The 12,603-nt window shown below is 65.7% G+C and carries 11 protein-coding genes; 8 read left to right on the top strand and 3 right to left on the bottom strand.

What is annotated here, in order from left to right; genetic code table 11:
- Nucleotides 1-5 precede the first annotated feature (5 nt).
- The 6 genes from L2Y97_RS22455 (at nt 6) to L2Y97_RS18165 (ending at nt 7,170) form a co-directional block, all read left to right on the top strand.
- Nucleotides 6-2,567, top strand: a complete 2,562-nt coding sequence (locus L2Y97_RS22455; RefSeq protein WP_343218378.1) for a membrane dipeptidase — start codon at nt 6-8, stop codon at nt 2,565-2,567.
- The gene (locus L2Y97_RS18185; protein WP_247429448.1) at nt 2,521-3,225 is read left to right on the top strand and encodes a M15 family metallopeptidase; all 705 of its coding nucleotides are present in this window, start codon (nt 2,521-2,523) and stop codon (nt 3,223-3,225) included. Before L2Y97_RS22455 ends, L2Y97_RS18185 begins: the two co-directional genes overlap by 47 nt.
- 2 nt (nt 3,226-3,227) lie before the next feature.
- The gene (locus L2Y97_RS18180; protein ID WP_247429446.1) at nt 3,228-4,262 is read left to right on the top strand and encodes a serine hydrolase domain-containing protein; all 1,035 of its coding nucleotides are present in this window, start codon (nt 3,228-3,230) and stop codon (nt 4,260-4,262) included.
- A gap of 127 nt (nt 4,263-4,389) precedes the next feature.
- The gene (locus L2Y97_RS18175) at nt 4,390-6,006 is read left to right on the top strand and encodes an NAD+ synthase (RefSeq protein ID WP_247429445.1); all 1,617 of its coding nucleotides are present in this window, start codon (nt 4,390-4,392) and stop codon (nt 6,004-6,006) included.
- 473 nt (nt 6,007-6,479) lie between these two features.
- Nucleotides 6,480-6,737 carry a DUF6968 family protein gene (locus tag L2Y97_RS18170; protein ID WP_247429443.1) on the top strand — a complete coding sequence of 86 codons (258 nt, stop codon included), beginning with the start codon at nt 6,480-6,482 and terminating at the stop codon, nt 6,735-6,737.
- The gene (locus tag L2Y97_RS18165; protein ID WP_247429441.1) at nt 6,721-7,170 is read left to right on the top strand and encodes a DUF4279 domain-containing protein; all 450 of its coding nucleotides are present in this window, start codon (nt 6,721-6,723) and stop codon (nt 7,168-7,170) included. Before L2Y97_RS18170 ends, L2Y97_RS18165 begins: the two co-directional genes overlap by 17 nt.
- A 350-nt stretch (nt 7,171-7,520) precedes the next feature.
- Here the strand turns inward: L2Y97_RS18165 and L2Y97_RS18160 are convergent, their stop codons facing one another.
- Entirely contained in the window at nt 7,521-8,351 is an 831-nt protein-coding gene (locus L2Y97_RS18160; protein WP_247429439.1) for an outer membrane protein assembly factor BamD, read from the bottom strand.
- 69 nt (nt 8,352-8,420) lie between these two features.
- Here L2Y97_RS18160 and rluD point away from each other — a divergent pair, with 69 nt between their 5' ends.
- Nucleotides 8,421-9,398, top strand: a complete 978-nt coding sequence (rluD, locus tag L2Y97_RS18155) for a 23S rRNA pseudouridine(1911/1915/1917) synthase RluD (protein WP_247429437.1) — start codon at nt 8,421-8,423, stop codon at nt 9,396-9,398.
- A 3-nt stretch (nt 9,399-9,401) separates the two neighbouring features.
- Nucleotides 9,402-10,139 (top strand): peptidoglycan editing factor PgeF, encoded by a 738-nt coding sequence (gene pgeF / locus L2Y97_RS18150; protein ID WP_247429434.1) that lies wholly within the window; start codon nt 9,402-9,404, stop codon nt 10,137-10,139.
- A gap of 103 nt (nt 10,140-10,242) precedes the next feature.
- Here the strand turns inward: pgeF and otsA are convergent, their stop codons facing one another.
- Both otsA and otsB read right to left on the bottom strand, forming a co-directional pair.
- Complete coding sequence (gene otsA / locus L2Y97_RS18145; protein WP_247429432.1) at nt 10,243-11,658, bottom strand: alpha,alpha-trehalose-phosphate synthase (UDP-forming); 1,416 nt, start codon at nt 11,656-11,658, stop codon at nt 10,243-10,245.
- A complete protein-coding gene (gene otsB / locus L2Y97_RS18140) occupies nt 11,655-12,440 on the bottom strand; it encodes a trehalose-phosphatase (RefSeq protein WP_247429430.1) in 786 nt (261 codons plus the stop codon). The genes otsA and otsB overlap by 4 nt, the downstream gene beginning before the upstream one ends.
- Nucleotides 12,441-12,603: the final 163 nt, after the last annotated feature.

Here is a 12,603-nt window from a genome sequence, read left to right as displayed (position 1 = left end):
CGACGATGAAACGCCTGCTTCTTCTGGCTCTGGCCGCCTCGGCGGCCCACGCCCAGGACCACCCCCTCACGATCGACACCCACGTGGACATCCCCCTGTCCTACATGGCTGATCCTAAGTTCGACGCCGGCAGGGATGGCCCGCTCAAGGTCGACCTGCCGAAGATGCGCCGGGGCGGACTGGATGCCGCCTTCTTTGTCATCTACGTGGCGCAGGGGCCGCTTACCGACGCGGGATATGCGAAGGCGGTGGCCGAAGCGACGCGCAAGTACGACGCGATCGACCGGATGCTGAAACAGTATCCCGGGCAGATCCGTGCTGCGCGAACGCCGGCGGATGTGCGTGCGAACAAGGCGGCCGGCGTGCTATCGGCGATGATTGGTATCGAGAACAGCTATTCGCTGGGCCACGACCTTCGCCGGCTGGATACGGCCTATGCGCGTGGCGCCCGTTACGTGGGGCTCGCCCACGTGGGCAATAACGACCTTTGCGGAAGCTCGCTGCCGGACAAGACCCTCGGTGACAAACCGGACAGCAACCTGGGTATCAGCGCGTTCGGCCGCCAGGTGGTGGCCCGCGCCAATGCGCTGGGCATGATGGTGGATGTCTCGCACGCCTCGGATGCGTGCGTACGTGATGTGCTGGCGCTGTCGAAGGCGCCGATCATCGCCTCGCATTCCTCCGCACGCGCGCTCACCAATCACCCGCGCAACCTCTCGGATGACCTGCTGCGCGCCATCGCTGCGAAGGGCGGTGTCGTCCAGGCCGTGGCCTATAAGGAGTTCCTGAAGATCGATCCCGCGCGCGAGGCGGCGGAGAAGATCTTGCAGCAACGTGTGGCGAAGGAGGCGGGCGACAAGGCGTACGACAGCGAGAAACACGATTACCTGCCCGCCTACGTCGAGGGCATGGCGCAGATCCAGCACGAGCACCCGCTGGCGACACTGGATGATTTCCTCAACCACATCCAGCATATGGTCCAGGTCGCGGGGATAGACCACGTCGGTATCGCCTCGGACTTCGACGGCGGTGGGGAGATCACCGGGTGGATGGACGCCTCGGAGACGCGCAACGTGACGGCGGGCCTGAAGGCACGCGGCTTCTCCGACACCGACATCGCCAAGCTGTGGGGTGGCAACCTGCTACGCGTATGGGCGGATGACGAGAAGGCGGCGACGGCGAAACCTGCGGTCGCCTCGTACGACCAGCTGGTGGACGAGGCCATGGCCCGCTACAAGGTGACCGGCATGGCGGTCGGTGTCATCGACGAGGGTAGGGTGGTCTACAGGCGCACCGCAGGCGACGTGCTCGATGCTAAAGGGCACAAGGTCGACGCGAACACGCGCTTCAAGATCGCCTCGAACAGCAAGGCGATGACGACCGCGCTGCTGGCCAGGCTCGTCGCACAGGGCAAGCTGCGCTGGGATGACCCGGTCACGAAGTACCTGCCGGACTTCAGGATGCACGATCCCTGGGTGACCGCGCAGATGCAGGTACGCGACCTGCTGATCCACAACACGGGCCTGCGCGAGGGCGCCGGTGACCTGATGCTCTGGCCCGAGCCCAATGCCTTCACGCGGAAGGATATCCTGCACGGGCTGGCTTACCTGCAGCCCGCGCACAGCTTTCGCTCGACGTATGCCTACGACAACCTGATGTACGTGGTGGCGGGTGAGGTCGCGGCCGCCGCTGGCGGCGCGCCCTACGACGTGCTCATGCACCGCGAGGTGTTCGAGCCGCTGGGGCTGCCTAGCTGCGAGGTGCTCGATATCACGTCGGCGGCGGCCGGTGGCATCCGATGCGATCTCGATGACATGCTGCGCTGGGCGGGTAACTGGCTCACGCCGGACGAGGCGCAGTACGCGTGGCTCGATGCGACGCAGCGCGCGCCCTTGTGGACCATCCAGAATCCCATGCCTGTCGGCGAGCGCCGCAGCGCCTGGAACGATACACACCTCTATGGATACGGTTACGGCTGGCGCCTGGCCGACGTGGATGGGCAGTGGAGTGTGTCGCATACCGGCACGCTATCCGGCTACTACTCCACCGTGAGCCTCCTGCCCGAGCGGCGTAGTGGCTTCGTCATCCTGATCAACGGCGGCAGCGAGGACGCGCGCGATACGCTCGCCGAAGCGCTCCTGAAGCGCTTTACCGCACCGTCGGAAGCGCACACGGTGGGCGAGTACGCGGACCGGATCGCGGCCGCCGCCTCGGCATCACCTGCCGCGGCGCGTGCGCCGGATACGTCCGCCCGCGTGGCCACGTCGGCGAAGGAAGCGAAGGCCTTTCTCGGCATCTGGAATGACCCATGGTTCGGTGACGTGATCGTCTGCCCCGGCAAGGGAGGCGTTCGCTTCGAGGCCACGCGCTCGCCGGCGATGAAAGGCACGCTGAAGCGCGTCGGCACCCGATACCTCGTACAGTGGGATGGTACCCGGATGGATGCCGAGCCCTGGCTCGATGTCGTCGCACCGGACCAGCTACGCCTTTCCAAGGTCGATCCCGATGCCGACTTCAGCAATGATTTTGAAGACCTCGCTTTTACTCGTGTCCGCGCTTGCCCTTGAGGTCGCGGCGGCGGAACCGCCACCCGCGCTGTCGCCTGCGCGCACGATGACCGAAGCGGGGATGGTGGACGTGCGCACGCTGTCCCCCAAGCTGGCCGAGGACATGAAGTACGCAGGCACGGACAACTTCACCGGCGCGGTTGTCGAGGGTTACCTCGCGCCGAAGTGCTTCCTGCGCACCCGGGCGGCCGAGGCTCTCGCGCGTGTCGAGGCCACGTTGCACAACCAGGATTTAGCTTTGCGCGTGTGGGACTGCTACCGCCCGGCGCGGGCTGTCACGGCTTTCGTTCGCTGGGCGGGCGACCTGTCGGATACCTCCACCAAGCCCACGCACTACCCGAACCTGGGCAAGGACAAACTGCTGGGCGAATACATCGCACCCGTATCCGGGCATAGCCGTGGCGCTACGGTGGACCTCACGCTGATGCACTGCGCGGCAGGCAAGTGCGAGCCACTCGCCATGGGGACGGACTTCGATTTCTTCGATCCGCTCGCGCATACGGCCGACCCGCGGATCACTGCCACGCAGAAGGCGAACCGCGAGCGCCTGTTGAAAGCCATGGCCGCCGAAGGCTTCGTCAACTACCCACAGGAGTGGTGGCATTTCACCCTCCCAGCCGCCGCTCCGCCCGTTATCTTCGACGTTCCCGTGGAGTAAGCATGCGCCGCATCGCCGTGATCCTGTCGTGCCTGGCCTTCACCGTCACGGCCTTTGCCAACGATGATTCGCGGCTGGACGCGCTGATGCAGCGCTACCAGGGCGATGTCCCCGGTGCTTCGCTGCTGGTGCTGAAGGATGGCAAGCCGCTCGTATCGAAGGGTTACGGCTTCTCCGATCTTGAGGCGCATGTCGCTGCCGCGCCGTCGACCGATTATCGCCTTGCGTCGGTGAGCAAGCAGTTCACCGCGGCGGCGATCCTCTTGCTGGCCCAGGACGGCAAGCTGAGCCTCGATGACCACGTACGCCAGTGGCTGCCCGCGCTGCCGGCCGTGACGGAGCCCATAACGATCAAGCAGCTGCTGAGTCACCAGGGCGGCCTGATCGATTACGAGGACATCATGCCGGCGGATACCTCGGTCCCGCTGCGAGACAAGGACGTGCTCGATCTGTTGTCGAAGACCGATCATCTCTACTTCCCGCCCGGCCGTTCGTACCGCTACAGCAATGGCGGCTACGCGATGCTCGCGCTCATCGTGGAGAAGGCCTCCGGCGTGTCGTTCCAGGCGTTCCTGAAGGCGCGCATCTTCGACCCGCTGGGCATGAAGCACACACTGGCCTTCGTGAAGGAAGGCCCCGCCGTGCCCCATCGTGCTTTCGGATACAGCGAGGAGGGTGGCCGCTGGGTCCGGACCGACCAGAGCATGACCAGCTCCGTACTGGGCGACGGCGGCATCTACTCGAACATCGAGGACCTGGCGCGCTGGGACGCCGCGCTCTACGACAGCCGCCTGCTCAGCGACGCCTCGCGCAAGGCCGCTTTCACCGGCTGGACGGCTACCGACGATCCGACCATCCGCTACGGCTACGGCTGGCGCCTAACCGGCGACACGCTGTGGCATTCCGGCGAGACCATCGGCTTCCGCAACGTGATCGTGCGCTACCCGAAGCAGCACCTCACGGTCGTGCTCCTGACCAACCGCAACGATCCCGAGCCCTACAAAATCGCCCTGGAAGTGGCCGCCCTCTATTTGTAGGGCGCCCATGCGCGCGATTCGCGCCGCGGCTACGCCCAGCCCCCGTCGCCACCCCCATGGCGCGCAAGCGCGCGCCGACAGGGAGGTGGATTATCATGTGCGATCCCCGCGATTCCACGGATCCCCCATGTCCACCTTTCGCTTCGCCCTGGCCCAGCACGATTTCCCCGTCGGCGCGACCGCCGACAACGCGCGCCGGGTACGGGCCCTTGCCGCTGAAGCGCGTGACCGCCTCGGCGCCAGTCTGGTCGCTTTCCCGGAGCTGACCCTCTCCGGCTACCCGCCGGAAGACCTGCTCCAGCGGCCGAGCTTCCTCCAGGCCTGCAGCCGCGAACTCGAGGCGCTGGCGCCGGACCTGAAGGGCATCGCCGCGATCGTGGGCTACCCGGACAGCCAGGGCGAGGTCTATAACGCCGCCTCGCTGATTCGCGATGGCAAGGTCGAGTGGACCTACCATAAGCAGGCGCTACCGAATTACACGGTGTTCGACGAGAAGCGCTACTTCCGTGCCGGCGAGCAGACCCACGTCTTCAGCATCGAAGGCGTCCGCGTCGGCATGCTGGTGTGCGAGGACATCTGGGAAGCGGAACCGGCGGCGCATGCCGCGGATGCCGGTGCGGAGCTGATCCTGGTGATCAATGCCTCGCCCTATGACCAGCGCCAGGCCGCCACGCGCGAAGCGCTGCTGCAGCAGCGCGCAACGGAGAACGGTGTCGCCATCGCCTATGTGAATCTCGTCGGTGGCCAGGATGACCTGCTGTTCGACGGCCACTCGCTGCTGGTCCAGCCGGATGGCAGCATCGCCGCCCGTGCGCCGTTCTTCGAAGACCTTTTGCTGGGCGTGGAATACGACAGCGCCACGAAGCAGCTGAAGGCGTTGGACTGGCCCGCACCGGATACCCGTAGCGCCGAGGCCGTGATGTACGACGGCATCGTCCGTGGCATCCGCGATTACGTCGGCAAGAACCACTTCGATGGCGTGCTGCTGGGTCTTTCCGGCGGTATCGACTCGGCGCTCACACTGGTGATGGCGGTGGACGCGCTGGGCAAGGACAAGGTCACCGCGGTGATGATGCCGACGAAGTACACGTCGGATCTTTCGCTGCGTGAGGCCAAGGCGCAGGCCGAGCATCTCGGCGTCGAATACCACGTGCTGCCGATCGAAGGGATCTACGAGGCGTTTACCGGCACGCTCGCCCCTGTGTTTGAAGGCCGCAAGCCGGATATCACCGAGGAGAACCTGCAGTCGCGCTCACGCGGCGTGCTGCTGATGGCCATGTCGAACAAGACCGGCCGCCTGCTGCTTTCCACCGGCAACAAGAGCGAGATGGCGGTGGGCTATGCCACGTTGTACGGCGATATGTGTGGCGCCTACGCGCCGCTGAAGGATGTCTACAAGACGGTGGTGTACAACCTGTCGCGCTACCGCGCGGCGATCGATGGCGGTATTCCCGAAGCGGTGATCGAGCGCCCGCCCTCGGCGGAGCTGCGCCACGACCAGACCGACCAGGATTCGCTGCCTCCGTACGATGAACTCGATGCGATCCTCCAGCATTTCATTGAGGGTGAGGCCTCCGCGGAAGACATCATCGCGGCCGGCTACGACGACGCCACGGTCCGCCGGGTGATCCGCCTCGTCTACATCAACGAGTTCAAACGCCGCCAGGCGGCGCCGGGGCCGCGCGTCACAACAAAGGCCTTTGGTCGCGAACGCCGCTACCCGATCACCTCCGGCTGGCGCTAAATCGGTTCATTCGCTGGCGCGAATGCATGTGTTGAGCGGCTCGCGCCGCCTTAGGCTGGGGGCCCGTTGGGGTCGGGGACGGTGAGGCCCTTGCGGCCGCCAGACGCGGACCTTCGGACCGGGCCGTAGCTCCGTTGTCGCGACAATCGTTGTGCAGAGCGGCCCTCCGCTAATGTCGGCCGCAAGGGCCTCACCGCCCGCGAGTCGGTACGCCTCGCAGCGTGTAGCACACGCCTCAAGCCGCAATGACCGGCCCCGCTCCCAGGGCTGATGTGCTCGAAGAGCGACGCCGGTGCGCGGCAGCGCACGCGTAGCTGGTTCATCGGGTCAGGCATTGCCTACAGACGGCCGCGACATTCAGCTCTACCATCCGGCGGTGTTCGTATCTGTCCACGAGAATGCGGGAGGGGGTGCCTGTGGGTAGCGAAGAGCCTATTGAGCTCGGTCGGATCATTGCGTCAAGGACCTTGGAGTTGGACGGTCGCGAGATCAGCCTTTTGATCGGCATACCCCGGCCCTTCTCTGATGGCGTCAATTATTACTGTCCCTTCCAGTTGAAGGGCTACGGCGATGAGCGAGTTCGTTACGCCAGCGGTGTCGACGCCATTCAAGCCTTGATCCTGTGTATCGACATCGCATCCGTCTATCTGGAGACCCGCCCCGAAACGCAAGCCGGTCGGTTGACGTGGCTTGGAAAAATCGGCGTTGGTTCTGATGCTTCGCTTCGTTGAGATTGGGTGGCAGATGGGGTGTATCGGACATTCACGTGTTTCATTGCGCATCTTTGGCGACGCGCTCCGCCCTGTCGAAATCACTCTGCTGCTTGGATGCGAGGCCACGCAAGCTGCGTACAAAGGCGAGGAAATCCACGGCCGCTCAACGGGCCAGGTGCGAATCGCCCGAACGGGCTCATGGCACTTGCAGGCAGAACGTCGTGAACCCGAAGACCTGAATGGGCAAATTGAGGAAATCCTCGGCAAACTCACTGCTGACCTTGATGTCTGGGCAGACATCGGGCAGCGGTATCGGGTAGATCTGTTCTGCGGACTGTTCATGGCGACCAGCAACGATGGGATGTCGCTCACGCCCGCTTCTTTGCTGGCGCTGGGGCAGCGTGGCATTGAGCTGGCGCTGGACATCTATGACGCGGGCGACAATCGCTAGATCAACTCAACGGCCGACAACTGGACCACTGAGCCGCACATCCCGAGCTCTTCCACCACGAACCTCATCGCTGGGGGCGCGGGTGGGCAGGCCCTTGGGGCCGACATTAGTGGAGGGCCGCCGAGCGCGACGACTCTGGCGACACGGGAGCTACGGCCCGGTCCGAAGGTCCGCGTCTGGCGGCCCCAAGGGCCTGCCCACCCGCAGCTTCCTCAACCACTCAAGCCTGAGGCGGCGAACGCCGCTCAACACATGCATTTGCGCCAGCGAATGAACCGACCACGTGGCGCGATGCTGCCTCACCTCAGCACGCCAAACACAAAAAAAGCCGGCTTGCGCCGGCTTTTTTCTTAATGGTGCCCCGAGAACGGGATGGCCTTGCGCCAGATCGACGGGTGGTGCGGCCAGTTCGGGTCCGTGAGGTAGGGGTGGTCCGGGTAGTTCAGGGCCAGCACCTGGCGGGTCTGGTCGGCCAGCGGCTTGCGGTCCAGCGCCAGGTAGCTGCGCGTGAGGATCGCCAGCGCATCGGCCGTCTGCGGCGACTGCTGGTAATGCTCGACCACGTACTGGGCGCGATCGGCCGAGGCGATGTACGACTTGGTGCGCAGGTAGTACTCGGCGACGTGAATTTCGAACTGTGCCAGCTGGTTACGCAGGTAAATCATGCGCTGGCGGGCATCCGTGGCGTAAGCGCTGTTCGGGTAACGACGGGTCAGCTGGCTGAAATCGTCGAACGCCGTCAGGTTGAAACCCTGGTCGCGGCGGGTGGCGCCGGTATCGTCGCCACGCTGCAGATAGCGCTCCAGGAACCCGGAGGTGCGATCAAAATTGATCAGACCGCGCAGGTAATAGGCATAATCTGCATGCTTGTGGGTCGGGAACGTCTTGATGAAGCGGTTAATCGTCGAGTACGCGTCATCCGGCTTGTTGTCTTTGTACTGCGCGTAAGCCAGTTCGATCTGCGACTGTTCGTTGATATCGCCAGAAGGGAAGCGCGCGATGAGGCGCTGGTAGGCCTTCTCGGCCGCCGCATAGTCGGCATGCTCCAGCGAATCGTGTGCGTTCGCGTAGAGCCGGTCGATCGGCATGGTGTCGATCGTCTCCTTTTTGCTGCGGAACATCGAGCAGGCGCTCATCGACAAGGCGAGGACGAGCAGAATGGTGATCTTGGTTGCACGCATTGAGAGAGTTCGGATGCTTGAGCGAATGGGCATGATAGCTGAAACCGGCCTCCAGCCGGGCGGGGCGGTATGACGACGGTAAGACACGAGGCCACGGTGCCGCTGACGGCCGCAGGACGGCGTTTCGACCAGTCTTTGGCCGAGATGTTCCCCGATTACTCCCGATCCCGCCTGACGGCCTGGATCAAGGAGGGCAAAGTGTTGCTGGACGGGGCCCCTGCGGCGCCGCGGCAGCTGCTGCGCGGGGGGGAAATGGTGGTGCTGGAGGCCGAGCTGGCCTCCGAGGTGGGTAACGCCCAGCCCGAAGACATCGCCCTTGACGTTGTCTATGAGGACGACGACCTGCTGGTGGTCGACAAACCCGTGGGCCTGGTCGTGCACCCCGGTGCCGGCAACCCGGCTGGGACGATGCTCAATGCCTTGCTGCACCGGCTCCCGGCCCTGGCCGAGGTGCCGCGCGCCGGCATCGTCCACCGCCTGGACAAGGACACCTCGGGCCTGATGGTGGTCGCCAAGACCATCGCGGCCCAGACGGCCCTGGTGAAGATGCTCTCCGAGCACGATGTGCACCGCCAGTACGAGGCCATTGTCCTGGGCACCATGGTGGCCGGCGGCACGGTGGATGAGCCCTTGGGCCGCCACCAGCACGATCGCCTGAAGCAGGGCATCCGGGACGAGGAGCAGGGTGGCAAGCGGGCCGTGACCCATTACCGGGTCCGCGAGCGCTTCCGCGCCCATACCGTCCTGCAGTGCAACCTGGAGACGGGCCGCACCCACCAGATCCGCGTGCACATGGCCCATATCGGCCACCCGCTGGTTGGTGACCAGCTTTACGGCAACGGCCTGCGCCTGCCGCGCGGTGCCAGCGATGAGCTGATTGGCGCCCTGCGCGGCTTCAAGCGCCAGGCCCTGCACGCGGAGCAATTGGCCTTCATCCACCCGGTCACCGGCGAGGAGCTCTCGTTTACCTCGCCGCGGCCGGTCGACCAGGACGCCCTGATCGAACAGCTGCGCGCCGATACCGTCATTCACCCGATCGAGGACTGATCGATGGCCGACGCGTGGATCCGGCCGGATTGGGTCGCCCCCGAGGGCGTGGAGGCCGCGGTCTCCACCCGCCAGGGGCCGGGCGTCTCGGCCGGTCCCTATGGCCGGCTGAACCTCGGGCTGCGCTCAGGGGACGACACGGCGGCGGTGCTGGCCAACCGGGCCTCCGTGGTCACGGCCCTGGGGCTGCCGGCCGAGCCGCTATGGTTACGCCAGGTACACGGTACCGATGTGGCGGAAGGCCCGCTGCTGGCATCGGGCGACGAACCCGCCGCCGATGCCGCGGTCGCCCGGGGCCCCGGCCAGGTGCTGGCCATCCTTACGGCGGATTGCCTGCCGGTGCTGTTTGCCTCGGCGGATGGCCTCACGATCGGTGCGGCCCATGCGGGCTGGCGCGGCCTGGCCGCTGGCGTGCTCGAGAACACCGTGCAGGCCATGGCGGCCGAGGGCATCCAGGCCTGGTTGGGGCCGGCGATCGGCGGTGGGTCCTATGAAGTGGGCGAGGAGGTCCGCGACGCCTTCGTGTCCCAGGACGCGGGCGCCGCCGAGGCGTTCCAGCCGACCCGGCCGGGGCATTGGCTGTGCGACCTGTACGCACTGGCCCGAAGGCGCCTTGTAGCCGTGGGCGTCACCGATATCAGCGGGGGCGGGTTCGATACGCTCACCGATGACAGGCTGTATTCCTACCGCCGCGACGGGGCACAAAGCGGGCGCTTCGCCAGCCTGATCTGGACGACGTAGGAGCCCACCCTGTGGGCGACATCTTTTCGCGAGTGCGCCCCGCCTCTGGTCCCGAGCGATGTGGCGCAAGATGTCGCCCACAGGGTGGGCTCCTACCGCGTCGCTAGGGCGCCGTCATCGGCGTCGGCACGTAAATCTCCGGCTTCACCTTCGGCGGCTCCATCAGCGCATGCAGGAAGGCATTCCGCCAGGTGGTGATGTCGTTGCGCTCCAGCACATCCATCATCGATTGCCAGCGCATCCGCCGTTCCTTCAGCGGCATTTCCAGGGCCCGCTTCAGCGCCTCGGATACCTCATCCAGGTCGGACGGGTTCACCAGCAGGGCGGCATCCAGCTCCTGCGCCGCGCCCGCGAACCGGGACAGCACCAGCACGCCAGGATCCTGGGGATCCTGGCAGGCCACATACTCCTTCGCCACCAGGTTCATGCCATCGCGCAGGGGCGTAACCAGGCCCACCTTGGCCACGCGGAAATAGCCGGCGAGCACCTTGTGGCCGAACGACTTGTTGACGTAGCGGATGGGGACCCAGTCCGGTTCGGCGTACTGGCCATTGATATGGCCGGCGCTGCGCTCGAGCTCCCGGCGCAGCGAACGGTATTCAGGCACGTCCGACCGCGACGGCGGGGCGATCTGCAGCAGCGACACCCGGCCGCGCATGTCCTTGTGATCGCGTAGCAGGCGGGCGAAGCCTTCGAAGCGTTCCGGCAGGCCCTTGGAATAATCGAGCCGGTCCACGCCGATAATCAGGGCGCGGTCATCGATAGAGGCCTTGAGCTTGGATACCGCGCCACTGTCCTCGGCGCGGTGCGCCAGTTCCACGGCCTCGGCCGTATCGATGCTGATGGGAAACACGCCCGCCCGAAAGATCCGGCCATTGGCCGCGCGGATGCGGCCGCCGGTACGCATGGCGGCGCCCAGCTCATGGAGGAAATAATCCTCGAGGGCGCGCAGGTCGCGCTGGGTATGCAGGCCCACCAGGTCGTACGACGCCAGCGGTTCCAGCAGCTCGCGGTGGCGGGGCAGGGTGATCAGCAGCCCGGCGGCAGGCAGCGGGGTGTGCAGGAAGAAGCCGATGCGGTTCTCCACCCCCAACTCGCGCAGCATGGCTGCCAGCGGGATCAGGTGGTAATCGTGCACCCACACGATGTCGTCTTTCTTGAGCAGCTTGGCCACGCGCCGGGCAAAGATACGGTTGACCCGCAGGTAGCCCTCGAGGTGGTCGCGCCGGTAATCGACCAGGTCGGCGCGGTAATGGAACAGGGGCCACAGGGCGCGGTTGGCGAAGCCGCTGTAATAGTCGTCGTGGTCCGCCTTGGACATATCGATGGTGGCGTAGGCGATATTGCCCTCTTCCACCTCGTGCAGTTCCTTGCCTGTTTCAGCGGCGATATTGCCGCTCCAGCCGAACCACAATCCCCCCATTTCCTGCAGCGCCGCGTTCATCGCTGACGCCAGGCCCCCCGTCTGCGTCTGTTTGGGCAGGGCCACGCGGTTTGAAATGACGACCAGTCGGCTCATGTTCGACTTGCGGCTCCCCGTGTCAAAGTGGCGTTCACGTTATCCAGCCAAGCATGGACATCTGTCGTGCTAGACAATGTGAACGCGGCGTGTGACGGCGTTCTTGCACCAACGCGTACTGACGTGCCGCCCAGTGCGTTGACCACCACGAAGGCATGCTCGTCGGTCAGGTCATCGCCCAGGTAAACCGGCTTCCGGCCGCGAAACGGCACTTCATCAAGAAATTTCGCAACGGCCACGCCCTTGTCCATGCCGCGCGGTTTGAACTCGCACACGTGGTTGCCCGGCTGCAGCTCGAACCCGGGGAAGCTGGCGGCGAGCGCGGGGGCGATGCGCTCTACCCGCGAACCCTGTTCCGGGTGCTCGCGCCAGTGCAGGGCCACGGACCAGCTCTTGTCCTCGACGCGCACGCCGGGGAGGGCGCTGGCGGCGGTGTGCACAGCCTCGCGCAGGTGGGCCAGTTCGGCGGCATCGACAGGGACGGTGGTGACGCTGCCGTCCGCCCCGCGCTGTTCCAACCCATGCTGCCCGGCGGCGGCCCAGCCCGGTCGCCCGAAGATGCGGTCCAGGCCTTCGATAGGGCGCCCGCTCACCAACGCCAGGGCGCCGCCGAGCGCGTCGTGCAGCGAATCCAGCGTGGCGAGCAGGCCATCCGGGAGCGCCACGCGTTCGGGATCGTCGGCGAACGGCAGCAGGGTGCCATCGGCATCCAGGAAGAGGGCGGTGTTGGCATTCACCCGTTCGGGCGGCGGCGGGGGCAGCGGGGTGCGGCTATCGGTCACGGAGGCTCCAGCAAGGCGGCATTTCCCCAGCATGCCCTCATGGCCGTGAAAAAAGCGGAGGCGAACACCGCGCGTGCACCGTTGAAGGCGCAAGATCTCACCCGCATCTGTGACACCAGAGGCGGCTGCGGGGAGGGCCCGGGGCGCGCCATAACCTTTGGGA

This window comes from Luteibacter aegosomatissinici (genome assembly GCF_023078495.1).
Taxonomy (GTDB): domain Bacteria; phylum Pseudomonadota; class Gammaproteobacteria; order Xanthomonadales; family Rhodanobacteraceae; genus Luteibacter; species Luteibacter aegosomatissinici.
The sequence above is the reverse complement of the archived record's forward strand: the minus strand, read 5'-3'. Positions and strand labels throughout refer to the sequence as shown.